We start from the raw sequence: 24,672 nt of genomic DNA on the forward strand, positions 1-24,672 counted from the left end.
TAGGCGCCGCCGGACCGCCGTGCGCGGAAGTCCCGGCCGAAGCGATCGCCGAAGTGCGGGCCGGAGCGGTTCAGTACGGCCGGCGGCGCGGCCTGGTGAACGAGCGGGCCACGCAGGACGGGATCACCGCGCTCTCCTCGTGGGAGCCGGCCCGGTAGGCGCTCGGTGTCTGCCCGACCAGCTCGGTGAACCGGGAGCTGAAGGAGCCGAGAGAGGTGCAGCCGACGGCGAAGCACACCTCGGTCACCGTCAGATCGCCGCGCCGCAGCAGCTCCTTGGCCCGCTCCACCCGGCGGGTCATCAGATAGCTGTACGGAGTCTCCCCGTACGCCTTGCGGAAGCTGCGCTGGAAATGGCCGGGCGACATGTGGGCGCCACGGGCCAGCTCGGTCATGTCGAGCGGCTCGGCGTACTCACGGTCCATGCGGTCGCGCACCCGCCGCAGCCGTACCAGATCCTCCAGGCTCACCCCGACAGCTTGGCACGGCGCGACTGCGATACTCCAGCCATGAACACCGGGGCGACAGTGGGCCATCCGCGGGCGGACACGGCCGAGCGGGAGGGGTCCGCGGGCTGGTCGACGCGGCCCGCGACGACCGCCGACATCGAGACCATCGCCGAGCTGCGGGCCGAGGTGATGCGCCCGGACCTGGAACGCCTCGGACGCTACGACGAGCACCGGGTCCGGCAGCGGCTGCGGGACTCCTTCTCCACCCGGTACACGTCGGTAGTCATGAGCGGCGGCGAACTCGCCGGATGCGTCACTGTCCGGCCCGACGGGGACGGACAGTGGCTGGAGCACTTCTACCTCGCCCCGCACCATCAGGGCCGGGGGCTGGGCTCCGCCGTCCTGCGCACCGTACTGGAGCGCACCGACGACCAGGGGGCGACCGTCGCCCTGAACGTCCTGCGGGGCAGCGCCGCCCGCAGGCTCTACGAGCGCCACGGCTTCGTCGTGGAAGCCCAGGACCCGGTCGACGTGTTCATGGTCCGCCCGCCCGGCGGTATCGGTCTCCCGCTGTAGGTCCGCGGCCCGATCCGTCTTCCGCCGGCGCGTGCCAGCCTCGTCCCATGACACACTCCTGGCCCGGTCACCTCGATGTGGGAGCGGTCCGGTTCGCCCGGCCGACCGCGCACTACGAAGACGTCGTGGTCTTCTACCGCGACGTCCTCGGCCTGCCCGTGCTCGCCCAGTGGCGCGGCCACGCGGGCTACGACGGCATCGTCCTCGGCCTGCCCGGCACCCCGGTGCACATGGAACTCCTCCAGCACGGCGATCCGCCCCGCATCCCCGAGCCGCACCCGGAGAACCAGCTCGTGCTCTACCTGCGCGGCCCCGAGGCCGTCACCGTCGCCGCCCGCCGGCTGGCCGGGCACGGCCACAGCCCGGTCCCCGCCGCGAACCCCTACTGGACCGAACGCGGCGCCGTCCTCTTCGAGGACCCGGACGGCTGGCAGGTCGTGCTGGCACCCTGGGTCTTCGGCGAAGATCCGCCACCGGCGGGCTGACAGCGCGACCGGCGCGCGAAAGACCGCACCCGAACCGTTTGGACGCCCTCGCGGGCATGCTGACGATCCGGGTGCGGGGAGGCGGACCTGGCGACCTGGAAAAGCGGGTCACAGGGCGTGATCGTGAGATCAGGCCTTCTTGGTCTCCCAGAAGATCTTGTCGATCTGCGCGATGTAGTCCAGCGCCTTCTGGCCCGTGGCCGGGTCGGTGGACGCCTTGGCGGCCGAGAGGGCCTTCAGGGTGTCGTTGACCAGCTGGTGCAGCTCCGGGTACTTCTCGAAGTGCGGGGGCTTGAAGTAGTCGCTCCACAGCACGGAGACGTGGTGCTTCGCAAGCTCGGCGCGCTGCTCCTTGATGACGGTGGCACGCGCCTGGAAGTGCGGGTCGTCATTGCCGGCCATCTTCTCCTGGACGGCCTTCACCGACTCCGCCTCGATGCGGGCCTGGGCCGGGTCGTACACACCGCAGGGCAGGTCGCAGTGCGCGCTGACCTTGACCTTGGGGGCAAACAGGCGGGAAAGCATGGAGCATTCCTTCCTCGTGATCGTCTTCTCAGGTGCGACATTACTCCCTGGGGGACCTGTTTTCGTGAGTGCCCCCTAGGGCTTAGGACAAAAGTCCAGGGTCACACTGAGACTGGTGGAGGAACGGACCGGGGAGGTGCCGGGATGCCGGAGCTGTCGCAGGAGGGCGAGCGGGGGAGAACCGGGGCGCCCTTCGGGCTGGCCGAGGTGACGGGTCCGTCCATGTTGCCCACGCTGCACCACGGGGACCGGCTGCTCCTGCGATACGGGGCCGCGGTCCGGCCGGGGGACGTCGTGGTGCTGCGGCATCCCTTCCAGCAGGACCTGCTCGTCGTCAAGCGTGCCGTGGAGCGGCGCGAGGGCGGCTGGTGGGTGCTCGGGGACAACCCGTACGCCGGCGGCGACAGCACCGACTACGGGGTGGTGCCCGACGAGCTGGTCCTGGGGAGGGCGTGGCTGCGCTACCGGCCGCTGCGGCCCGGTCAGCGGTCGCCGCTGGCGCTCGCGCGCTGGGTGTTCTCGGCGGCGAGGCCGCTGCTCACCGACCGGTCGGCCTCCAGGCGTTTGCGGGCCCGGTAGGCGGCCACGTTGGCGCGGGTCGCGCAGCGGTCGGAGCAGTAGCGCCGGGAGCGGTTCGTGGACGTGTCGAGGTAGGCGTTGCGGCACGGGGCCGCCTCGCACAGGCCCAGCCGGTCGACGCCGTGCTCGGTCAGGTGGAAGGCCAGGCCCATCGCCGCGATGGCCGCGTAGCCGGCGGTGGCGTTGGAGGGGTGGTCGGCCAGGTGCATGTGCCACAGCGGGCGGCCGTCCTCGTCGCGGTGGTCGTGACCGGAGATCTGCGGGCTGACCGGGAACTCCAGCAGCAGTGAGTTGAGGAGGTCGACGGCGAGGGTCTCGTCGCCCTTGTCGGCCGCCTCGAAGACCGAGCGCAGGCGGGACCGCACCGAGCGGAAGCGGGTCACGTCGGCGTCGGTGGCGCGGCGGGCCGCCGAGGCGTTGGCGCCGAACAGGTCGCGGACGGCCTCGACCGAGGTCAGGGAGTCCTTGCCCCGGACCGGCTCCTCGCTGTTGACGAGGCGTACGGCGTAATCCGAGTAATAGGCCAGTTCCACTTGTAGTCCTTACAGAGGCGCTCTATGGTCGTGTCTGCGGTCGGGTAACAGCCGGTCGTGCTTCCAGGGTATTACGCGTGTGTGAGGAGACGGGGTTTCCATGACCACCAGTACCAGCACCGGAACCGACTGGGCCGCCTGGCAGGAGAGCTGGGACCGGCAGCAGGAGTGGTACATGCCGGACCGCGAGGAGCGGTTCCGGATCATGCTCGACATGGTCGAGGCGCTCGTCGGCCCGGCACCGCGCGTGCTCGACCTCGCCTGCGGCACCGGCACCATCACCGCCCGGCTGCTGGCCCGGTTCCCCGACGCCACCAGCACCGGGGTCGACCTCGACCCGGCCCTGCTCGCGATCGCCCGCGGCACCTTCGAGGGCGACGACCGCGTCTCCTTCGTCACCGCCGACCTCAAGAACCCCGACTGGCCGGCGCGGCTGCCGTACGACTCCTACGACGCGGTGCTGACCGCCACCGCCCTGCACTGGCTGCACAGCGAACCCCTCGCGGCACTCTACGGACGGCTCGCGGAGCTGGTGCGCGCCGGCGGTGTGTTCATGAACGCGGACCACATGATCGACGAGAGCACCCCGCGGATCAACGCGGCCGAACGCGCCCAGCGGCACGCCCGCATGGATCAGGCCAAGCGGGACGGCGCGCCGGACTGGGCCGAGTGGTGGCGGGTGGCCGCCGAGGACCCGGTCCTGGCCGAGCCGACGGCCCGCCGCTTCGAGATCTACGGCGAGCACGCCGACGGCGACATGCCGTCCCCGGAGTGGCACGCGCACGTACTGCGTGAAAAGGGCTTTGGGGAGGCACGGCCGGTGTGGTGCTCGCCCTCGGACACGCTGCTGCTCGCGCTGAGGTGAGCCGACGCCGGACGACGGAAGAGGGGCGGTACGGAGAAGTCCGTACCGCCCCTCTTCCTGTCGAGGCTCCGCGGAGTCTCAGAGCACCTTGGACAGGAACGACTGGGTCCGCTCGTGCTGGGGATCGGTCAGGACGTCGCGGGGATGGCCGGATTCGACCACCACGCCTTCGTCCATGAACACCAGGCTGTCTCCCACCTCGCGGGCGAAGCCCATCTCGTGGGTGACGACGACCATCGTCATGCCGGACTCGGCGAGGTCGCGCATGACGTCCAGGACGTCACCGACCAACTCCGGGTCCAGGGCCGAGGTCGGCTCGTCGAACAGCATCAGCTTCGGGTCCATCGCCAGCGCCCGGGCGATCGCCACCCGCTGCTGCTGGCCACCGGAGAGCTGCGAGGGGTAGTTCCCGGCCTTGTCGGCGAGGCCCACCCGCTCCAGGAGCTGCATCGCGCGCTCCTTGGCCTGGGCCCTGCCGACGCCCTTGACCTGGACCGGCGCCTCGATGACGTTCTCCGCGGCCGTCATGTGCGGGAACAGGTTGAAGCGCTGGAAGACCATGCCGATGTCCCGGCGCTTGAGCGCGACCTCGCTGTCCTTCAGCTCGTACAGCTTCTCGCCCTTCTGGCGGTAGCCGACCAGCTCGCCGTCCACGTAGAGACGGCCGGCGTTGACCTTCTCGAGGTGGTTGATGCACCTCAGGAAGGTCGACTTGCCGGAGCCGGAGGGGCCGATGAGGCAGAACACCTCACCCTGCTTGACCTCCAGGTCGATGCCCCTGAGCACCTCGACATGGCCGAAGGACTTGTGAACGCCCTCCGCCTTGACCATCGGGGCCGTCCCCGTGCGGACGGCGTCGCTCTTGCTCAGCTTGTCGGTCATGCGCCCACCGCTCCCCTCGGGCCACCCAGCGACAGCACGTTCGCCTTCACCTTCTGCCACGGCGTCGGCGGCAGCTGGCGGCTGGAGCCGCGGGCGTAGTAGCGCTCGATGTAGTACTGGCCCACGCTCAGCACCGAGGTCATGATCAGGTACCAGGCCGCGGCGAGGAAGTACATCTCCACCGGGGCGCCGGAGTTCTGGCCGATGTCCTGGGCGAAGCGGAACAGCTCGGGATACTGGACGGCCGCCACGAGCGAGGTCGTCTTCAGCATGTTGATCACTTCGTTGCCCGTCGGCGGCACGATCACGCGCATCGCCTGAGGGATGACGATCCGCCGCAGGGTCTTGCTGTGGCTCATGCCGAGGGCGTGCGCCGCCTCGGTCTGGCCCTCGTCCACCGCGAGCAGACCGGCCCGGCAGATCTCCGCCATGTACGCCGCCTCGTTCAGACCCAGGCCGAGCAGCGCCGTCAGCAGCGGCGTCATGAAGTTCGACCAGTGGTCCTTGTAGAACGGCATCAGGTTGATGTACTCGAAGACCAGGCCCAGGTTGAACCAGAGGAAGAGCTGGACCAGGACCGGGGTGCCGCGGAAGAACCAGATGTAGAACCAGGCGATCGACGAGGTCACCGGGTTCTTCGACAGCCGCATCACCGCGAGGGCGATGCCGCCCACGATGCCGATCAGCATCGACAGGACCGTCAGCAGAAGGGTCTTGCCGACACCCTTCATGATCCGGTCGTCGAAGAAGTAGTCCGGTACCGCGTGCCAGTTGATCTGGCCCTGGCTGAACGCGTAGATGATCGCGACGAGTAGCGCGATGGCGATGACGGCGGTGACGTACCGCCCGTAGTGCCGGACCGGGATCGCCTTGATGGCCTCCGGGCCGGCCGGGGGAGTGCGCTGCTCCCCGGCCGCCGACTTGTCGATGTCAGTCACGGGTGTTGCCTCTCAGTGGCCGCTTCGGGTCCGCGGGTCACTTGCCGCCGTTGATCACGGACTGCTTGACGGCGCCGTCCTGCGCGCCCCACTTCTCCAGGATCTTGCCGTACTCGCCGTTCTTGATGATGGCGTCCATCGCGGCCTGGAGGGCGTCCCGCAGCTGGGTGTCCTTCTTGGCCACGGCGATGCCGTACGGCGCGGCCTCGACCTGGTCACCGACGACCTCGAAGTCCTTGCCGCCGCCGGAGGTCTTCACCGCGTACGCGGCGACCGGGAAGTCGGCGGACACCGCGTCCGCGCCGCCCGAGCGCAGACGGGTCTGGGCCTGCTGGTTGTCGTCGAAGGCCTCGATGGCGAGCTTCTTGCCGCTCGGACACTTCTTGGCCTGCTGCTTGGCCAGGTCCTCCGAAGTGGTGCCGCGCTGGACGGCGAGCTTCTTGCCGCAGAGGTCTTCCCAGGTCGTGATGGACTTGGTGTCGCCCTTGCGGGTGTAGATGGAGACACCGGCGGTCAGGTAGTCCACGAAGTCGACGCCCTCGCCGACCTTCTTGCCGGTGTCGGGGTCGACGCCCTCCTGACGGTTCTTGTTGTCCGTCATGGCCGACATCGCCATGTCGTAGCGGTCCGAGCGCAGACCGGTGAGCAGGCCGTCGAAGGTGCCGTTCTCGAACTGGAACTTCACCCCGAGCTGCTTGCCCAGGGCCGCCGCCAGGTCGGGGTCGAGACCGACGACGTTGCCGGAGTTGTCCTTGTACTCGACCGGGGCGTACGCGATGTCCGACCCGACCCTGACGACGCCGCTGCTGCGGATGTCCTTGGGCAGCTTGCCGGCCAGCGGGGCGCTGCCGGCGGACGAGCTGCCGGAGTCGTTGCCGCTGTCCTTGGTCTGGTCACCGCAGCCGGTGAGCAGCAGGGCGCCTGCGACCGCGATCGCACCGACCGCAGCTAGCCGGGAGCGCGCGGCGGTCGTACGACGGGTGGAGCTTGCGGTCATGGTGGTTCCTCCGGCGGGTGGAAAGAGGTGCCGATGGGTCGACGGAAACACACAGCTTCGGGTGTCGCGACCTCGTGGGTTTACGGCATCTTGCCATTCGGGTTAGCCCATCCAGGGGAGTCGCAATGTCAAAATCGGATAACGGGTGATCCTCCAACCCCGTCAGGACAACCCCTCCCCGGCCCAACACCCCGGACCATCTGCGGGGATCCCGGCCTCCGGCCGCAAGAATTTCTATCCGTCTCACCATGTGGTCGGCGAAGATCGTGGCATTTCCCATCCAGCAGGGCTCTTGCCAACGGCGTGACCGTCCTGTCAGCGGCGTGTCACCCCCGTGTGGCTTTCTGGTTCCCAGATGTGACCTTGCACCTAATGGACTCGTCGTCAGCACCGTCCGTCCGGTAAGAAGGTTCTTTACACCCCTCATCCGGGGCTCAGGGCGCGTGTGCGGCGCGCCCGTCGCGCAGCCGCTCGTACGTATCGGTAACCGGGCCTGCGCGGTGCCCGCCCACCCCTCACCAGGAGTGGTCGACCCTCAAACCATGCATACCTAAGGGGTAAGACAAAGTGGCAGCGGAGATCGTCAATCCTCGCAGCGACAACACAACGGATCAGGACGGGGCCGAGCCCCTCGATTCCTTCGATCCGGCGTTCGCGCTCCATCGCGGCGGCAAGATGGCCGTGCAGGCCACCGTTCCGGTCCGCGACAAGGACGACCTTTCCCTCGCGTACACGCCCGGCGTCGCGCGCGTGTGCACCGCGATCGCGGAGCAGCCGGAACTGGTCAACGACTACACATGGAAGTCCTCGGTGGTCGCCGTCGTGACCGACGGCACGGCCGTGCTCGGCCTCGGGGACATCGGTCCCGAGGCGTCCCTCCCCGTGATGGAGGGCAAGGCGATCCTGTTCAAGCAGTTCGGCGGAGTCGACGCGGTGCCCATCGCGCTCGCCTGCACGGACGTCGACGACATCGTCGAGACCGTGGTCCGGCTCGCTCCCTCGTTCGGCGGAGTGAACCTCGAGGACATCTCGGCGCCCCGGTGCTTCGAGATCGAGCGCCGGCTGCAGGAACGCCTGGACATCCCGGTCTTCCACGACGACCAGCACGGCACGGCCGTCGTGACACTCGCGGCGCTGCGCAACGCGGCCCGGCTGAGCGGCCGCGAGATCGGGCAGCTTCGGGCCGTCATCTCGGGCGCCGGCGCGGCCGGTGTCGCCATCGCCAAGATGCTGGTCGAGGCCGGCATCGGGGACGTGGCGGTGGCGGACCGCAAGGGCGTCGTGTCGGCCGGCCGGGAGGACCTGACGCCGGTCAAGCGCGAGCTCGCCTCCTTCACCAACAAGGCCGGTGTCACCGGGTCGCTGGAGGACGCCCTGGCGGGTGCGGACGTGTTCATCGGCGTCTCCGGCGGTACGGTCGCGGAGGCGGCGGTCGCCTCCATGGCCGAGGGTGCCTTCGTGTTCGCGATGGCCAACCCGAACCCGGAGGTGCACCCGGAGGTGGCGCACAAGTACGCGGCGGTCGTCGCGACCGGGCGCTCGGACTTCCCGAACCAGATCAACAACGTGCTGGCGTTCCCCGGGATCTTCGCGGGCGCGCTGCAGGTGCGGGCCACGCGGATCACGGAGGGCATGAAGATCGCCGCCGCGGAGGCGCTGGCCGCCGTCGTGGGCGATGATCTCGCCGCCGACTACGTCATCCCGTCGCCGTTCGACGAGCGGGTCGCTCCCGCGGTGACGGCGGCGGTGGCGGCCGCCGCCCGGGCCGCGGGCGTCGCCCGTCGCTGACGTCGCGTCGGATGGCCCCGTCCGTTCGGGCGGGGCCATTCTTCTGCCCGGCCTCCGGGCCTCCGGCCGGGTGCTCTTCAGGGCGGTGCCGGTGGTGCTGCCCGTAGCCGCGCGCCGGGCTGCGCCGGTCGGGTGCCCTTGCGCAAGAGGGCATGTGTCACAGCCCCCCGCGGTTCCGCCGGCTGCACGGCGCACCTATCGTCGAGCCCATGTTCGCTGCCTACGCCGCCCGAATCGACCGCGACCAGCCGCTCACCGGACTCGAGTTGGGGGAGCGTCCGGCCCCCGAGGCCCGGCCCGGCTGGAGCACCGTGAACGTCCGCGCCGCCTCCCTCAACCACCACGACCTCTGGTCCCTGCGCGGTGTGGGCCTCGTCGAGGACAAGCTGCCGATGATCCTCGGCTGCGACGCCGCCGGGATCGACGAGGACGGCAACGAGGTCGTCCTGCACTCCGTCATCGGGCAGAGCGGCCACGGGGTCGGCCCCAAGGAGCCCCGCTCCATCCTCACCGAGCGCTACCAGGGCACGTTCGCCGAGCAGGTCGCCGTGCCGACCTGGAACATCCTGCCCAAGCCGAAGGAGCTGTCCTTCGCCGAGGCCGCGTGTCTGCCGACGGCCTGGCTGACGGCCTACCGGATGCTGTTCACCAACGCCGGGGTACGGCCCGGTGACTCGGTCCTCGTGCAGGGCGCCGGCGGTGGTGTCGCCACGGCCGCGATCGTGCTGGGCAAGGCAGCGGGACTGCGGGTCTTCGCGACCAGCCGGGACGAGGCCAAGCGGAAGCGGGCGCTGGAGCTCGGCGCGGTCGAGGCGGTGGAGTCGGGAGCCCGGCTGCCGCATCGCGTGGACGCCGTCATCGAGACCGTGGGCGCCGCCACCTGGTCCCACTCGGTGAAGTCCCTGCGGCCCGGGGGCACGCTCGTGATCTCCGGCGCCACCAGCGGTGACCGTCCCTCGCACGCCGAACTGACCCGGATCTTCTTCCTCGAGCTGAAGGTCGTCGGCTCCACCATGGGGACCAAGGACGAGCTGGAGGACCTGCTCTCCTTCTGCGCCGCCACCGGCGTACGCCCCGTCATCGACGAGATCCTGCCGTTGGACCGGGCCCGTGAGGGCTTCGAACGGCTGGCGTCGGGAGAGCAGTTCGGGAAGATCGTCCTGACGAACGAGTGATCGTGCCCGCCGGCGGCGTGGCCCGGTGAGGGCCGGGGCACGCCACCGTGCGGGCCCCGGCCGCCGGCGGGTCAGACCCTCGGGCGGCGCAGTATCGCGCCGATGCGGGCCGCCGCCGCCGACAGGTGCCGGCGGGCGTCCTGGAGCTGGTCTGCGGTGACGCCGTGGTCGCGGGCCGCGTCGCGGATGTCGTCGCGGAAGCGGTCCAGCAGGCGGTCCAGGTCGCGGGCCGGGTCGCCGGTGGGGGCCTCGTGCGCCCAGGACGGTTCGTACTCGGCCGGGAAGTCCTCCGGGGGCATGGAGTACTCCGGCGCCGCGGCGGCCGACTTGCGCGGACCGGTGCCCGCGCCCTCCGCGGTGCGGCCGAAGCCCCGGTCCTTGCCGAACTCCTTGCCGTACTCCTTCCCGAACTCACCGAACTCCTTGGCGAGTTCGGTCAGGCCCTCGCGTACACCGGTCGGCCAGTCGCCGCGGGTGAAGTGGTCCTGCACGCGCTCCTGGACCCGGTGAGCGATGCGCTGCACCTCCTCCTGCGCCTGGGCCCGCGCCCGCGCCTGGGCCTCCTGGGCCTGGTGGCGGGCCCGCTGGGCCTCCTCGCGGGCCCGGCGGCTCTCGTCCTTGGCGCGGCGGGCCTGTTCCTTCCACTCCTGCTTGACCCGGCGCATCTCCTCCTTGGCGGCCCGCCAGGCCTCCTTGTCACCGAGGTCGCCGCTCTCTCCGAGGGGCCCCGCCTCGCCGCCGTTCTGCCCGGGGCCCCGGCGGGCCTCGGAGGCGGCGGCGCGCATCTCGCGCCGCAGATCGCCGGCCGCGCCGCGCACGTCGGCCTTTATCTCGGCGGCGAGCTCCGCCACCGATTCACGGATCTCCAGCTCCAGGTCGGCCAGCTCGCCGCTGCGGTCGGCGAGTTCGGCGCGGCCGGCGTCCGTGATGGCGTACACCTTGCGGCCGCCCTCCGTGGTGTGCGTGACCAGGCCCTCGGCCTCCAGCTTGGCCAGCCGGGGGTAGACCGTGCCCGCCGAAGGGGCGTACAGGCCCTGGAAACGCTCCTCGAGGAGCCTGATCACCTCGTAGCCGTGGCGCGGGGCCTCGTCGAGCAGCTTGAGCAGATACAGGCGCAGGCGGCCGTGGGCGAAGACGGGAGGCATGTCAGAGCACCTTCTTGTCGGTCGTGCCGTCGGCCGGGGAGCCGGTGCCGGCCTCGCGGCGGGTGTCGGGCTCGTCCTCGCCCGGTGGGCGGCGCAGCAGGGCGATGGAGCCGGACACCGTCGTGGCCCTGAGCTTGCCGTTGCCCGCGCCGAGCCGGCCGGTGATCTTGTGGGCGCCCCACTGGCCGTGCACGCGCAGCCCGTCGAAGGAGTTGGAGATCGTGCCGCTCGCGGTGTTGGCCTCCACCTCCGCGTCCGCCGGGTGCGGCAGGCGGATCGCGATCTCGCCGGAGACGCTGGTCAGGCCGATGTCGGTGGGGCCGTCCGGGTCCAGGTCGATGATCATGGAGCCGCTGACCGAGTCGGCCCGCACGGAGGAGCCCGAGCCCTCGACCACGGTCAGGTCGCCCGAGACGGAGTTGAACCGCAGGTCGCCCGTGACGGCCTGGGCCTCCAGGTTGCCGGACACGGTGTCGGCGCGGACCTGGCCGGAGAGACCGACCAGGGTGGTGTCGCCGGTGACGCCCTTGATCACCGAGGGGCCGCTTATCCCGGAGACGACCGCGCCGGCGCCGACCACGCCCACCTCCACCCGCGTGTCGGCGGGGACCGCGAGGGAGACGACCGCGCTGCGGCGCCAGCCCTTGCGGTCGAGCCACTTGAGGAAGCCCTTCCATGGCAGGTCGTCGTAGGCGACGGTGAGGGTGCCGCCCTGGTGGGTGACGATCAGGGGTGGGCCCTCGATGTCCGTGACTTCCAGGCGGGCGGAACCTTCGTCCGTGCCGACGACGTTCACCGTTCCGTTGACGATGCGGACGTGCAGGTCGCGTACCGGGGTGTCGAAGGTCAGCTTCTGGGGGTCGGCGATGGACCACTCGGACATGGGGCCTCCTTGGCCGGACACGGACACGCCATATCGCGTCTTCCGTGAAACACGATATATCGTGGATGGGGAAAGTCAAGACGCCTTTTGGCGTCAGGCGGGGCCTGCTGGGCGGGGGCTCGTGAGCCGCCCAAGGGGTCCCCCAGGCCCGTGAGGCGCTGGGGGAGGCGCGCATGCCGGCAGCCACCGCGGCATTGCATAGGCTGTAGGTGGACCCACAGGGGCTGGGTGGATTTGCAGGAGAGGTAGTTCATGTACTTCACCGACCGCGGGATCGAGGAACTGGAGAAGCGGCGCGGCGAGGAAGAGGTCACCTTCGAGTGGCTCGCCGAGCAACTGCGCACGTTCGTGGACCTCAACCCGGACTTCGAGGTGCCCGTGGAGCGGCTCGCGACCTGGCTCGCCCGGCTCGACGACGAGGACGACGAGTAACCCGTATCGTCCATTGCCCCTCCCCCTCACCTGTCACCGGCGTTAGCCTTCTTCTCCCATTCGGTGAACGGGGGCGTCATGGGTGGAGGAGTCGAACGCATACGGCTCGACGACGGAACGGTCGTCTGGGCCAGGATCGGCGGGCGTGACGAGGGAGCGCTCGACGAGGGCGGCTACTGGGACACGGGGCTCGGTGACCGTGTCGTCGACATGGCGGGCGGGCTGGCCGGCACGGTCGGTGGCGTCGTGCGCTCCTTGCGCGCCGGTCTGGACACGCCCGCCGCGGTCGAGGTGTCCGTCAGCTTCGGAATCGAACTGACGGCGCAGTCCGGCAGGATCGTGAGCGCCATAGCGCAGGGCGGCGGCACGTCCTCCCTGACGGTGTCCCTGACCTGGACCGAACCGGCGACGGCCGCGGACGGCGCGGATCCCGCGGCACCCGGCGACGGAGCGGTACCGCCGCACCCGCCGGCCTCCGGCTCCGTATGAGCGCCTTCGACGAGATGGTGCGCCCCTCGCTCGCGCGCATCGACGCAGCGGGTGACGGGTATGCAACGGACCGTGACCCGTACTGGGGATCGGGGTTCTTCATAGCCCCGGGCTGGCTGTTGACCTGTGCCCATGTCGTGGGGAAGGGGGGAGCCGCGGTGTGCCGAGGGGAGAGCGCCTTACGCGTGACCTGGCAGGAACGCACCACCGAACCCACCGCCACCGACGCCTGGGAGGAACGCTCGGGCCCCGGGACCGCCGTACTCCTGGCACCCCGGCCCGAGGAACCGGAGTCGCTCCGTGACCCCTGGCCGTTCCCCGACCTCGCGCTCGTCCGGGTCGAGGGCGCGGACGACGTGCGGTGTCTCTGGCTGGGCGACCGGGAGCCCGGTGCCCGCGCCCCGATCGGGCTGTACGGCTGGTCCCTGCAGACCGGCGAGCTGGGCGTCCGCCACGGCACCGGCGAACTCGCGGGTTCCGACGCCCGCGCGCTGCTGCTCGGCGGCAGCCTGCCGATCGGCGGACTGTCCGGCGGACCCGTGCTCGACCTGCGGCACGGCTCGGTCGTCGGCGTCATCAAGGGCCGCCGGCGGGAGGAGGGCGTCGCCGTCCCGGTCACCGCGCTGCACGAGCTGCTGGACCGGCGCGACACGTCCGGGGTCCTGCGCGAGGTACTGCGCGCACACGACCGGCATCATCTCCGGCTCCTCGACGACCCGTCGCCGTACGCGAACTGGACCACGCTCCAGGCCGCGCTGCCCGCACTGGCGCCGCCCGTCTCCGGGATCACCGCCGAACTCCGCGCCCGGCTCTACGGCCACCTCGCCGAGCTGCCGCCGCCCGCCGGAGCGGGCGAGATCGTCCACCTGGTGGAGGAGGTCAAGGAGCGGGTGCGCGGCGAACGGCTGCGCTCGCTCGTGCCGCGGAACGTGCGGACCTGGCGTGAGGGCGCGGCCCTGCTGTACGGACTGCGCACCCTGGACGCGGAGGGTGGCGGGTCGCTGGTCGATCTCGACGCCGTCCTGCTGTACGCGGCGAAGGTGGTGCGGAAGACCGCGCGGGAGCGCCCCGGTGAGATCGATCCGGCCCGGCTCGGCGCGTTCACCGAATGGCTCGGCGCACAGGCCGGGCGGCATCGGCACTGGGCGGTGAGCGGGGCCATCCGGGGACTGCTGAACGGGATCGACGGCCGCGGGCCGGACGGAGGACCCGACGGAGTGACGGGCCGAGTGACGGGTGGAGGTCCGGACGCCGGCCGCACCGCCGCGATCACGCCCGTGACCGCTGCCGCGACCACGGCCGCACCCGCTCCCGTAACCGTGCCTCTCCCCGCCTCCGAGCTCCAGGGCCCGTCCGGGCTCCCGATCTCGCCCGTGCTCCCCACCGCGTCCGAGCTCAGGGCCCCGCCCGAGCCGCCGATCATCCCCGAGCCCCGGGTCGCCCCCGGGCCTCCGGCCGTGACCGCCGAGGCGGTGACCACCGCCCGTACCGACGTCCTCGTCAGGGTCGGCGCGTCCATGTACGGCGGGCTGCACCCCTGGAGCGTGGAGCTGATCCACGACGGCCTCGACGTCACCCCGGTCGCCGCCGACGACCGGGGGGTGCGCGTCGACGAGCTCGCGGCGGTGCTGCGCGCGCCGCTGGACCGTGCGCTGAACCTCGGGGACCACGGCGAGCATCTGGCCGGGATCGAGGTCTTCCTGCCCCGCAAGCTGTTCGACCTGCCGGTGGACGAATGGCAGTTGCTGCCCGACCACGCGGGCGCCTTCCGCGACGACCACGGCGACCGTGACCGCGACCATGGCGACGGGGACGGCGAGGACCACGATGACGACGAGGACGACGACGACTTCGTGGACGAGCGCTCCATGCCGCTCGGCATGCGCCGCACCGTCGTCATCCGGGACCTGCGGCGCAACGAGCGGCCGCCCTCCCCGGAGTGGCGCAGGCGCTGGCGGGGCGTGGCCCGCGGGCCGCTCACGCACGAGCCGCTGCACGGCCGGGCCCCGGCCGACGGCCACGTCGCCATGTCCCGCTCCGGGAGCCGCTACCTGTACTACGGCACCCTGTCGGCGCTGGACGACACCTGTGTTCCGGTCTATTGCGGTCCGGTCACGAGCGGGGAGGGGCAGGCGGCGATGAGGGACGCGCTGATGGCGGGCCATCCGGTGGTGCTGTGGCGCCGGGACCGACACGACCACGACGAGTGCAAGGACTTCTATGAGCAGGCCGCCCATGCGGTGGGCGCCGCCCCGCACGCCGAGGGCCTGCATGAACCGGTACGTGATCTGCGTATCCGGCTGCACGACCCCGAGTCGGCCCGGGCCCAGGGCCTGCGCGGGAAACTGGCCGTGCTGTTCGATCCGCCGGACCGCCCACCGCGCGCCGCCGGGACGATGCGGCCGCCACCACTGGCCGCTCCCGACGGCTGATCCGGCGGATGGACCGGCGGCCGGCCCGATCGCCCGCCCGAACCGATCGCCGATCCGACGGCCGCTCCCGCGGCCGATCCGTCCGCCACGCCCGGACGCCCCGTCAAACCCAGCCCGATACAAGGCTGTTAGGAGGTCCGGAAGTGAACGCCGGGCCGTTCGAACCTCGGCAGACACGGCCGCCTGACGGTAGCCTCGTAGGTCAAATGGCCGGGCCCGCTGCATGATCACCGGATTTGGGAGGAGCCCAAGGTGAACGACTGGCGGATCTACTGCGGAGTGGGTCAGCCGCACGACGGCATGCGGCGGTTGCCGCCCCCGCCGCCCTGGCGCGACTTCACGGCCTCCCGGGGTGACGATGCGGAGGCCGGCCCCGAGGACCCCAGCAGCGCCCGCCGGCTCGGCGTCCGCCGCCGTCTGGTGGAGAGCTACGCGCCCCGGCCGGCCGAGGTGGACGCGGTCAACGCGGCCCTGTATCTGCGCCGGCCGCTCCTGGTCACCGGCAACCCGGGCACGGGCAAGTCGACCCTGGCGTACGCCATCGCCCATGAACTCGGGCTTGGCAAGGTGCTGCGCTGGCCCATCGTCAGCCGCACCAGCCTCCAGGACGGGCTGTACCGGTACGACGCCATAGGCCGTCTCCAGGACGTCCAGCTCGAGCGGGCCCGCGGCGGCGAGGGCGACACGGCCGCGCCCGGTATCGGTTCCTACGTCCGGCTCGGCCCGCTCGGCACCGCCCTGCTGCCCGCCGAGCAGCCCCGCGTGCTGCTCATCGACGAACTCGACAAGAGCGACCTCGACCTGCCCAACGACCTGCTCAACACCCTGGAGGAAGGCGAGTTCTCCATCCCCGAGCTGGAGCGGCTGGCCGACCGCGAACCCGTCGTCGAGGTGCTCACCCACGACGGCGACCGGGTCGCCGTGCACGGCGGACGGATCGCCTGCACCGCCTTCCCGGTGATCGTCCTGACCTCCAACGGCGAACGCGACTTCCCCGCCCCGCTGCTGCGGCGCTGCGTCCAGCTCGAGCTCGACCCGCCCGGCGAGGAGCAGCTCACCGCGATGGTCGAGGCACACCTCGGCACGGACGGTGTCGTCGGCGGAGCCGATCTCATCCGCAGGTTCCTGGAGCGCGAACCCGGCGAGGTGCTCGCCGCCGACCAGCTCCTCAACGCCCTCTTCCTCACCCGTCACGACCCTCGCGCGCAGAGCCTCACCAGGGAGCGGATCGCCGAGATGCTCATGCAGCCGCTCGACCGTACGAGGTGAGGGACGGATGCCCGGGATGCGCCTGGACGAGCTGATCGGCAAGCTGCGCCAGGGCGGGCTCGACCTCACCGCGGAGGACGTGGCCGACGCGGTCTGGCTGGCCCGGCGGCTCGGCGCGGCCCCGCCCCGCGACGCGCCCGGACAGCAGTCCGGCACCGGCACGACGGACCCGCCCGCCGCGGGACCGGACGCACCACCCGCCGGTGCCGACGCGGCGACGCCGGCCGCCGAACCGCCCCGGCCCCGGGCGGACGCCCCCGCCGCCCCGGTGCCACTGCTCACCCCCGGCCTCCCGGCGCGCCCGCACGGCGACGCCGGCACCCCCACCGCCTTTCCGGTCCGGGCGCCCGCCGCCGGCGCCCTGCCCGGGCTGCTCGGCCTGGAGAAGGCGCTGCGCGCCCTGGGCCGCTACCAGGTCGCCGCCGCCCCGCCCCGGGACGAGCGGATCGACGAGGAGGCCACCGCCGAGCGTGCCGCCGCCAGCGGCATCATGCTCCCGGTCACCCGGCCCGGCCGCCGCCGGCGCTGCGACGTCCAGCTCCTCATGGACACCGGGCCCAACATGGCCGTCTGGGGGCAACTGGTCGAGGAACTGCGGCAGGCCTGCCAGCAGTCCGGCGCGTTCGCCTCCGTCCGCGTCCACCACCTGTACGCCGACGACTCCGGCGCCCTCCTCGTCGGTACGACCACCGGTCCCGGACGGCACACCCGGCTGCGTCCGGCCGACGAACTGCACGATCCCACCGGCCGCCGGCTCACCTTCGTCATCAGCGACTGCGTGGGCCCGCTGTGGCAGAGCGGCAGCGCGCAGCGGCTGCTGCACCAGTGGCCGCGCACCGCCCCGCTGGCCGTCGTCCAGCCGCTGCCGCCCCGGCTGTGGGGCCGTACCGAGCTGCCCGCCGAGCCGGGCCTGCTGGTGCGCCCCTACGGGGTGGCCGGGCGACTGGCCTTCGAGCCCGACGACGAGCCCTGGGAGGAACCGGCGCCGCACGCCCGGCCGGTGCCGGTGCTGCAGCCCACCCCGGAGGCCTTCGAGGCCTTCGCCCGGCTGCTCGGCGGCAGCGGTCCCGTCACCGAGCGGGCCTGGGCGGCGCTCACTCATCCGGGTACGGCTCCGGCGCCCCCGGGTTCCGCCGGCGCGGCCCCGCACGGCGCCGGTCCATCGCACGGCGACGGCCAACCGCACGGCGACGACCGATCGCACGTCCACGACGAGCCGCGCAGCGACGACGAGCTGCTGCGGGCCTTCCGCGCCGGAGCCTCGCCCGGCGCCGTACGGCTGGCGGTCTATCTGGCCGCGGCCCCGCTCACCCTGCCCGTGATGCAACTGGTCCAGCGGGCGATGCTGCCGGACACCGGTCCCATGGAACTGGCCGAAGTGCTGCTCGGCGGGCTGCTCAGGCAGCTCCCCGGCACGGGGGAACAGCCCTGCTTCGCCTACTCGGGCCGGGTGCAGAACCTGCTGCTGTCCTCCCTCGACCAGGACACCGCCGGGCTCGTCCTCAAACACTGCTCGGCCTACGTCGAACGGCACTTCGGCCGGGGCACCCGCAACTTCGCCGCCCTCGCCGCGGCCCGGCTCGCCGACCACGACCCGTCCGCCGGCGCCGGTCGCCTCCCGCCGGACGGCGTCCCGCCGGAGGACGGCGGCAGTGTCGAAGCCGAGCTGTTCGCCCGTATCCCGGCCCGCGTCCTGCGCTTCTACCTGCCGGACCTCGTCACGCCCGACCCGCTCACCGAGGCCGAGCGCCTGCTCGACCAGTGGCACCACCTGGCCGACCCGGAGGTACTGCGCCGCGCCCGTGAACAGGCCCGCGCGGCGAGCGCCCCGGCCCCCACCGTCCTCCCGGGCGCCGGCGCCGCCGCCCGGCCACACCTGGTCCTCGGCCGTATCCTGCGCGCCGAGGCGGGCACGGCGGCCGCGCGCACGGCGGGACGCCGCGCCGAGCTGCTGCGCGAGGCGGCGGCCGAACTCGCCGCCGCGTACGCCGTGGCCGGCGTCGGTAGCCGCGAACGCGTCGACGCCGCCCTGGAACTCGCCGCCTGTAAACGGGAGTTGTGGCACCTGACGGCGGAGAGCGACCAACTCGGCGCCGCCCTGGACGTCCTGGACGCCGAGACCGCCCCCTGGCCGTCCCTGACCGAACGGGCACGGGCCTGGTCCCGCGCCGGGCACCGGGACGACCAGGACACCTCCGCACGGCTCGACGACACCGGGGAGAGCGCCCGGCCCGGTCCGGACAACGGCGACGGGACGGCCGGCGGGACGGCGCCGGCTGCCGAGGCCGGGGCGGACGAGACGGCTCGCGGCGGAACCGCGGCACAGCACCGCGTGCCGACCGATGTCGACCAGGTGCCCTGGCCCGTCACCGCCCACCGGTCCCGGCTGCTGCTGCGCGGCCGGATCCTGCTCGACCTGCGGCACCCCGCCGCCGCCATCGGTGAACTCCGCGAGGCCTGCGCGACGCTGGACCTGGAGGGGGCCCCCGACGCCGTACGCGGGCCCGCCCTGCTCGACCTGGCGCGGGCGCTGCGGGAGGCCGGGGCCGAGGACGGCGAGACCCGGCAGGCGCTGCTGCGGGCCCGCCGGGCCGCCGGGGACGACCCCGGACTGCTGCTGCCCAGCCTGGCCGCGCTGGCCGCCTTCCACGACACGGCGGGCGAGGCCCCGGAGGCCGACGAGGCCTACGAGCGGGCCGCGCTGCTCGCCCCCGCCGACGGCGCCCTGCGCTGTCAACTCCTCACCTCCTGGGGCGAGTCACTGCTGCGGCGGGCCTCGACGGGGGACGGCGCGAGAATCGTGGACCGGGCCGAGTACGTACTGCGTGAGGCGCTGCAGGCGCTGCCCGCCCGGTCCGCGCACCGCGGGCGGTTGCAGGGCCTGGTCGGCAGCGCGCTCGCCCAGCGTTTCCGTCACCTCGGTTTCCTGCCCGACCTGTACGAGAGCCGGCACCTGCTCGGCCAGGCGGTCCGCGCGGCCGCCGACGCGGCCGTACGGGCCGAGGTCTGGCTGCAGTTGGGACGGGTGCGGCTGGAGGGCTGGCGCCGGGCCGGGGCGCCGGTGCTGGTGGACGCCCTGCAGGCGTACGAGAACGCGGATCGGGAGGCGCGGGCCGCGCACGGGGAGGACCCGGGCTCGGTGACCTCCGCCCGGGCGCGGCACGGCAGCGGGGTGGTGCTGGCCCTGATGGGCCGGCCCGCCGCGGCGCACGGGGCCTACCGGGCGGCCCGGGAGCAGTGGCAGCGGCTGGTCGGGGCGCTGCGCCAGGTCGACTGGGCGGACGTCGAGCTGACACGGCGGGCGGAGACGGAGCTGGTGACGGGGGAGGGACAGACGCGTGCGGTACGGGGACTGCCCGACGAGGAATGGGAGCAGATCGCTCCGCCTTGGTGGCCGTGGACCGGAGAGTGGGCGAACTGGTCAGAACTTGACCGGAGTTGATCTGGTCAGGGTTTCCACTTCCGGGCTGTCGGGAAGAACTGGGCAGCCATGGCGACGGAGCGGGCCGTTCGCGGGCAGGGAGGAGCCGAGTGTGGCGGAGCAGTGGAGCGGGGTGGCCGCCCCCGGTCGGGACGCCGGGCGTGCCACGCGCCTGCCCGACCTCACCGACGTCGACCTGCGTACCCTGCGGCTTCTCGATGATCCCGCCCTGACCGCCGCCGTCGACCGTGTCCTGCGGGATGCCACCGAGTGCCAGCAGGTCTGGCAGAGCGGAGAGGGCGAGGGCGAGGTGCAGCCGTCCACCGTGGATATGTTTTCGGCCGGACTCGCCGAACCCGGCCGGCTCCCGGACGAGCGGAGATGACCTCGGGGCCGATACCCGCCGAGGTCTTCGGGGCGCTCGCCGGCACCCGCCCCACACCCCGGGGTACGCAGACACTGCGTGCCGCGATCCACGCGCGTCGCATGCTGCTCCTCAAAACCCTCCTGGTGCGCACCGACCGGCAGCGCCAACTCATGGGTCCCGCCGCGCGCCGGGACTTCGAGCGGGCCTGGGCGCTGCTGACGGCCGCGGAACGGACCGGCCCCGCCGCGGTCCGTGAGGTGCTCGACTACCCGACGACCGGCGCCTGGCTGGCCGCCGCGCTCGCCGCGCCCCAGGGTGCCGCGTTCGAACGGCAACTGGCCCACCTGGCCGGCGTCGCCGTCGCCGCGGCCGTCCGCGCGGGCCACCCGGTGACCGGGACCCTGACCGTGCCCACCGGCCTGCTGGTGCTGCCCGGCCTCGGCGTGCTGCGCTGCCCGTCGGGCCGGGTCCGGCTGGGCGGCGGACCCGGCGGGGCGCGGATCGCGGACGACGGCGGACACACCGAGGCGGTCCTGCCGCACCCGGTGGCGCGGGGCGGGCCCGGCGCGTCCCGGTGGACCGACGAGGGGACCGGCTGGAGCGCGCTGCGCACGCTGCCCGGCGGCACCGTCCGCCTCGACGACCTCGATCCGTACCGGACACCCTCGCCCGGCACCGGCCCGGGATCGCTGCGTGCCGCCGACCGTCCCGACTGCCCCTGGGGCACCTGGGCCCGGCGCTGGCGCCGCACCCGCGAGCTGCTGACCGCGGTCGACGGGCGGCGCGCCGCCGAGACCGGCGCCGTGCTGCGCGCCGTCGTCCCGCTGGCCGCCGCGGATACCGGTGCCACCCCGATGGGAGCCACGCTCAGGTCAGCGCCCGGCGCCGCGCTCATCCAGCTCCCGGCCACCGCGCGGGAACTCGCCGAATCACTGGTGCACGAGACCCACCACACCAAGCTGGCGGCCCTGGACGAGCTGGTCCCGCTGTGCGGGCCGGGCGGGAGCACGGTGCACCGGGTCGGCTGGCGCCCAGACCCCCGTCCGGTACCGGCCGTGCTGCAGGGCGCCTACGCCCATCTGGCGCTCACCGACCTGTGGTGGAGGGTGCGCACCGGCGCCGGGGCCGCCCCGGCGTGGCGGCGCCGGGCCGGCGAGCGGTTCGAGGCGTTCCGCGAGGAGGTGGGGCAGGCCTTGTCCCTCCTCCTGGAATCCGATGAACTGACCCCAGCGGGAAGGGAGTTCGTTCAGGGCATGGAACGCCACCACGCCGGCCTCGGCGTGACGGCCCAAAATGTACTGTGACGCTCCGCAGGGGCGTAATTTCTGTGCGTTAGCGTGTGCCGTGAGAGTGCGGTGGCGGGAACAGGGAGCGTGCGATGGCGGAACAGCGGCGGTCGGGCGGGGACGGGGCCCCGGCATCCGAACGCGTCCTGGTGGTCTTCCCCGGCTACCACCGGGCCTGGGCGGCCTGGATCGCCCAGTGTCTGGAGAGCCACGGGCACCAGGCCACACTGCAACGCTGGGACCCCCCGCGCGAGACCCCGCTGGAGGACTCCCTCGCCGACCTGCTGCTGGCCTCCGGCCCGGTGCTGCTCGTCCTGGACGACTGGTTCTTCGAACTCGGACCGCGCCCGGCGGGGGAGTGGAACGACGCCCTGCGCGGTTTCGTCGCGGCGAACGCCGACCGGTTCGCCGCCGTCAACCTCACCAACCGCTCACTGCTGCCGGCCACCGCGGTCCTCGAACCGGCCAGCCTGTGGGGCCTGAGCGAGGAGGCCGCCGAGGAGCGGCTGCTGCGCCGGCTGGGACTGGAGCGCCGCCGGGTGCCGCGGCCGACCGCCCACCGGGCCCGCTACCCGGAGAACCGGTGCGAGATCTGGGGCGAGATCCCGCGCCGCAACCCGCGCTTCACCGGCCGGGACGACCTGCTCACCAGCCTCCACCAGCAACTCGCAGACGCCGATCGGGGCGCCGCCGTCTGCACGCTGCTCGGCATGTCCGGCATCGGCAAGACCCAGCTCGCCGCCGAGTACGCGCACCGGTTCAGCACCGACTACGACGTGGTGTGGTGGGTCAACTCCGACGACCGCAACATCCAGCGCGACCGGCTCGGCGAACTCGCCGTCGAACTGGGCCTGCGGGTCGGCAACGAGCCCGGCGAGCGCATCCGGGCCGTCCGGGAGGCCCTGCGCCGCGGCGAGCCCTACGGCCGCTGGCTGCTGATCTTCGACGGCTGGGACGACACCGAGGGCATCGACACCCTGCTCCCGCAGGGCGCGGGCCACGTCCTCGTCACCTCCCGCAACCGCGGCTGGGGCGAGCACACCGACATCCTCGAGATCCCCGCCTTCCTGCGCGCCGAGTCCACCGCCTACCTGCTGCGCCGCGCACCGCACATCAGCGCCGCCGAGGCCGACGAGGTCGCCGCCGAGTTCGGCGACGTGGCACTGCCGCTCGTCCAGGCCGCCTCCTGGCTCGGCGAGTCACGCATGGAGGTGCCCGAGTACCTGCGCATGGTCCGCGAGCGCCGGCTGTCCACCGTGGACGAGCCCGCCACCGGCGAGGGCTTCCCGCGATCGTCCATGACGTCCTGGTCGATACTGCTCAACCGGCTGCGCGGCGCCCAGCCGCAGACCATCGACATCCTCGGCCTGTGCACCTCGTTCGCGCCCGGACGCATCCCGCTCGGCCTCATCCGCGCCTACCCGCACGCCGACCTGCCCGAGCAGCTGCGCTGGATGTCCAGCGACCTGACCGCCTGGACCCGGGCCCTGGACACGCTGGTCAACTACTCGGTGCTGACCCGGGAGACCCGCGGGCCGGTGGGCGTCGAGATGGGCCCGCACCAGGAGTCGGTCCACATGCACCGGCTGGTCCACGACATCGTCTCCAAGCTGACCAGCGAGGACAGCCGGGTCGTGCACCGCCAGGCGGTCCGCACCCTGCTGGCCCAGGCCGACCCCGGCAACCCGCTGGACAGCCGCAACTGGCCCCGGTACGCGGAACTGCTGCCCCACCTGGAACCCTCGGGCGCCCTCAGCAGCGCCCAGCCGCGCGTCCAGGAGACCGTGCTGAACTGCCTGCGCTACTGCTACCGCAGCGGTGAGTACAAGGGCGGCCTCGACCTCGCCCGGCGGATCCGCGACCACTGGTCCCGGATCATGGACCCGCTGGCCCAGCCCATGCTCGACCTCACCACGCAGGAGAGCAACATCCTGCGGGCCAGCGGCCGGTTCCGCGACGCCTACGAGCTCGACCGCGCCGTCCACCAGCGCCTCGGCGCCGCCGAGTCGCGCTCCGAGCTGGCCGAGCTGTCCACCAAGGGCGCCATGGCCGCCAGCCTGCGCCACCTGGGCCGCTACGACGAGGCGCACGACCTGCAGAGCGAGGTCCTCGACGGCTACGGCAGACTGCTCGGCCCGGACGAGGGCCCCGCCCTGATCGCCCGGCACAACCACGGCGTCGGACTGCGGCTGCTCGGCCACTACCAGGAGGCGTACGAACTCGACCTGGACACGCTCGCCAGACGGGACAACGTACTGCGCGCCCGGCACATCAGCACCCTCAACTCGGGCGGCGCCGTCGCCCACGACCTGCGGCTGCTGGGCCGGTACCGGGACGCGCTGGCCCGCCAGGAGACCGTGGTGCGGCTGAGCCTGCAGGTGCTCGGCGCACGGCATCCGCAGACCCTCTCGGCCCGCGGCCAGCTGGTCATGTGCCGCCGCCGGGAAGGCGGCCACATCCAGGACCTGGGCCCCGAGATGGCGAACCTCCTCGAGCAGCTGGCGCAGGTGCACGGCCGTGAGCACTACCGGACCCTGGCCTTCACCACCAACTTCGGCAACTACCTGCGGGAGCACGGCGACCTCGCCCAGGCCCGGGAGCTGATCGACCGGGCCGAGGCCGGCTACCGCGCGCTGCTCGGCCCGGCCCACCCGGTCGCCACCGGCATGCTCTCCAACACCGGCCTCGTCATGCAGGCCGCCGGTGAACGCGCCGAGGCCCTGGCCATGTTCGAGGCGTCCTTCGCGGGCCTCACCGCCACCCTCGGCGCCGACCACCCCTGGGTCCTCGGCTGCGCCCTCAACGCGGCCAGCGCCCGCAACCTGGGCGACCGGATCGCCGACGCCGTGGAGCTGAGCCGGGAGACCCTGCGCCGGGCCCGGCACACGCTGGGGCACGAGCATCCGCTCACGCTCTCCTGCCAGGTGGCGCTGGCCGCCGATCTGCGGGCCGCGCGGGAGCACGAGGAGGCCGGAAAGCTGGAGGAGGACGGCCTCCTGGGCCTCACCCGCACCCTGGGCGCCCAACACCCCCACACCATCTCGGCCCGCCAACGAACCCGCCCCTACTGGGACTTCGAGCCCTACCTCGGCTGACCAGTGGCGTCCCGCTCACCCGCACCCGGGAGCGCCCCCAAGGGGCGCGGGGAACTGCGCGA

At 72.7% G+C, this 24,672-nt stretch carries 22 protein-coding genes; 14 read left to right on the forward strand and 8 right to left on the reverse strand.

Annotation, left to right across the window (positions count from 1 at the left end):
* Nucleotides 1-70: 70 nt before the first annotated feature.
* Nucleotides 71-469: a helix-turn-helix transcriptional regulator gene (locus ACFVVO_RS03800; protein WP_390051385.1), complete on the reverse strand. Its 399-nt coding sequence runs from the start codon at nt 467-469 to the stop codon at nt 71-73.
* 39 nt (nt 470-508) lie between these two features.
* On the opposite strand from ACFVVO_RS03800, the gene ACFVVO_RS03805 reads away from it, so the two are divergent.
* Together ACFVVO_RS03805 and ACFVVO_RS03810 are read left to right on the forward strand one after the other, a co-directional pair.
* Nucleotides 509-1,024 (forward strand): GNAT family N-acetyltransferase, encoded by a 516-nt coding sequence (locus ACFVVO_RS03805; protein ID WP_390051387.1) that lies wholly within the window; start codon nt 509-511, stop codon nt 1,022-1,024.
* A 47-nt stretch (nt 1,025-1,071) separates the two neighbouring features.
* Nucleotides 1,072-1,509: a VOC family protein gene (locus tag ACFVVO_RS03810; RefSeq protein WP_390051389.1), complete on the forward strand. Its 438-nt coding sequence runs from the start codon at nt 1,072-1,074 to the stop codon at nt 1,507-1,509.
* A 129-nt stretch (nt 1,510-1,638) separates the two neighbouring features.
* Here ACFVVO_RS03810 and sodN read toward each other — a convergent pair whose 3' ends face one another.
* The gene (sodN, locus tag ACFVVO_RS03815) at nt 1,639-2,034 is read right to left on the reverse strand and encodes a superoxide dismutase, Ni (RefSeq protein WP_004983535.1); all 396 of its coding nucleotides are present in this window, start codon (nt 2,032-2,034) and stop codon (nt 1,639-1,641) included.
* Between the two features lie 144 nt (nt 2,035-2,178).
* Here sodN and sodX point away from each other — a divergent pair, with 144 nt between their 5' ends.
* Nucleotides 2,179-2,613 (forward strand): nickel-type superoxide dismutase maturation protease, encoded by a 435-nt coding sequence (gene sodX, locus ACFVVO_RS03820; RefSeq protein WP_390051391.1) that lies wholly within the window; start codon nt 2,179-2,181, stop codon nt 2,611-2,613.
* Here sodX and ACFVVO_RS03825 read toward each other — a convergent pair.
* Nucleotides 2,517-3,146, reverse strand: coding sequence for a CGNR zinc finger domain-containing protein (locus ACFVVO_RS03825; RefSeq protein ID WP_390051393.1), 630 nt, complete (start codon nt 3,144-3,146; stop codon nt 2,517-2,519). The two genes, sodX and ACFVVO_RS03825, sit on opposite strands and share 97 nt — an antisense overlap.
* Nucleotides 3,147-3,246: 100 nt before the next feature.
* Here ACFVVO_RS03825 and ACFVVO_RS03830 point away from each other — a divergent pair, with 100 nt between their 5' ends.
* Nucleotides 3,247-4,011, forward strand: a complete 765-nt coding sequence (locus ACFVVO_RS03830) for a class I SAM-dependent methyltransferase (protein ID WP_390051395.1) — start codon at nt 3,247-3,249, stop codon at nt 4,009-4,011.
* Between the two features lie 78 nt (nt 4,012-4,089).
* Here the strand turns inward: ACFVVO_RS03830 and ACFVVO_RS03835 are convergent, their stop codons facing one another.
* From ACFVVO_RS03835 to ACFVVO_RS03845, 3 genes are read right to left on the reverse strand one after another with little or no spacing between them, the layout of a single operon-like run.
* The gene (locus ACFVVO_RS03835) at nt 4,090-4,893 is read right to left on the reverse strand and encodes an amino acid ABC transporter ATP-binding protein (RefSeq protein WP_390051397.1); all 804 of its coding nucleotides are present in this window, start codon (nt 4,891-4,893) and stop codon (nt 4,090-4,092) included.
* Nucleotides 4,890-5,831 (reverse strand): amino acid ABC transporter permease, encoded by a 942-nt coding sequence (locus ACFVVO_RS03840; protein WP_390051398.1) that lies wholly within the window; start codon nt 5,829-5,831, stop codon nt 4,890-4,892. Before ACFVVO_RS03840 ends, ACFVVO_RS03835 begins: the two co-directional genes overlap by 4 nt.
* A gap of 37 nt (nt 5,832-5,868) precedes the next feature.
* Complete coding sequence (locus ACFVVO_RS03845) at nt 5,869-6,828, reverse strand: ABC transporter substrate-binding protein (RefSeq protein WP_390051400.1); 960 nt, start codon at nt 6,826-6,828, stop codon at nt 5,869-5,871.
* A 567-nt stretch (nt 6,829-7,395) separates the two neighbouring features.
* Between ACFVVO_RS03845 and ACFVVO_RS03850 the strand changes: the two genes are divergently transcribed.
* Both ACFVVO_RS03850 and ACFVVO_RS03855 read left to right on the forward strand, forming a co-directional pair.
* Nucleotides 7,396-8,616 (forward strand): NADP-dependent malic enzyme, encoded by a 1,221-nt coding sequence (locus ACFVVO_RS03850; RefSeq protein ID WP_390051402.1) that lies wholly within the window; start codon nt 7,396-7,398, stop codon nt 8,614-8,616.
* 209 nt (nt 8,617-8,825) lie between these two features.
* Nucleotides 8,826-9,791 (forward strand): zinc-binding dehydrogenase, encoded by a 966-nt coding sequence (locus ACFVVO_RS03855; RefSeq protein WP_390051403.1) that lies wholly within the window; start codon nt 8,826-8,828, stop codon nt 9,789-9,791.
* A gap of 71 nt (nt 9,792-9,862) precedes the next feature.
* Here the strand turns inward: ACFVVO_RS03855 and ACFVVO_RS03860 are convergent, their stop codons facing one another.
* Together ACFVVO_RS03860 and ACFVVO_RS03865 are read right to left on the reverse strand one after the other, a co-directional pair.
* Nucleotides 9,863-10,936: a PadR family transcriptional regulator gene (locus ACFVVO_RS03860; protein ID WP_390051404.1), complete on the reverse strand. Its 1,074-nt coding sequence runs from the start codon at nt 10,934-10,936 to the stop codon at nt 9,863-9,865.
* A gap of 1 nt (nt 10,937) precedes the next feature.
* Entirely contained in the window at nt 10,938-11,819 is an 882-nt protein-coding gene (locus tag ACFVVO_RS03865; RefSeq protein WP_390051405.1) for a DUF4097 domain-containing protein, read from the reverse strand.
* Nucleotides 11,820-12,071: 252 nt separating this feature from the next.
* Between ACFVVO_RS03865 and ACFVVO_RS03870 the strand changes: the two genes are divergently transcribed.
* The 8 genes from ACFVVO_RS03870 to fxsT all read left to right on the forward strand — a co-directional run bounded on the left by ACFVVO_RS03870 (nt 12,072) and on the right by fxsT (nt 24,610).
* The gene (locus ACFVVO_RS03870) at nt 12,072-12,251 is read left to right on the forward strand and encodes a DUF6104 family protein (RefSeq protein ID WP_003992906.1); all 180 of its coding nucleotides are present in this window, start codon (nt 12,072-12,074) and stop codon (nt 12,249-12,251) included.
* 78 nt (nt 12,252-12,329) lie between these two features.
* The gene (locus ACFVVO_RS03875; protein ID WP_390051406.1) at nt 12,330-12,740 is read left to right on the forward strand and encodes a CU044_2847 family protein; all 411 of its coding nucleotides are present in this window, start codon (nt 12,330-12,332) and stop codon (nt 12,738-12,740) included.
* A gap of 14 nt (nt 12,741-12,754) precedes the next feature.
* Nucleotides 12,755-15,172 (forward strand): trypsin-like peptidase domain-containing protein, encoded by a 2,418-nt coding sequence (locus tag ACFVVO_RS03880; RefSeq protein ID WP_390051592.1) that lies wholly within the window; start codon nt 12,755-12,757, stop codon nt 15,170-15,172.
* Between the two features lie 252 nt (nt 15,173-15,424).
* A complete protein-coding gene (locus tag ACFVVO_RS03885) occupies nt 15,425-16,441 on the forward strand; it encodes an AAA family ATPase (RefSeq protein ID WP_390051408.1) in 1,017 nt (338 codons plus the stop codon).
* Nucleotides 16,442-16,448: 7 nt separating this feature from the next.
* A complete protein-coding gene (locus tag ACFVVO_RS03890; RefSeq protein ID WP_390051410.1) occupies nt 16,449-19,883 on the forward strand; it encodes an SAV_2336 N-terminal domain-related protein in 3,435 nt (1,144 codons plus the stop codon).
* Nucleotides 19,884-19,974: 91 nt separating this feature from the next.
* Complete coding sequence (locus tag ACFVVO_RS03895; RefSeq protein ID WP_390051412.1) at nt 19,975-20,247, forward strand: hypothetical protein; 273 nt, start codon at nt 19,975-19,977, stop codon at nt 20,245-20,247.
* Nucleotides 20,244-21,533, forward strand: a complete 1,290-nt coding sequence (locus ACFVVO_RS03900) for an aKG-HExxH-type peptide beta-hydroxylase (RefSeq protein WP_390051413.1) — start codon at nt 20,244-20,246, stop codon at nt 21,531-21,533. Before ACFVVO_RS03895 ends, ACFVVO_RS03900 begins: the two co-directional genes overlap by 4 nt.
* 74 nt (nt 21,534-21,607) lie before the next feature.
* Entirely contained in the window at nt 21,608-24,610 is a 3,003-nt protein-coding gene (gene fxsT, locus ACFVVO_RS03905; RefSeq protein ID WP_390051414.1) for an FxSxx-COOH system tetratricopeptide repeat protein, read from the forward strand.
* Nucleotides 24,611-24,672 lie beyond the last annotated feature (62 nt).

The organism is Streptomyces sp. NPDC058145, from assembly GCF_042884245.1.
Taxonomy (GTDB): domain Bacteria; phylum Actinomycetota; class Actinomycetes; order Streptomycetales; family Streptomycetaceae; genus Streptomyces.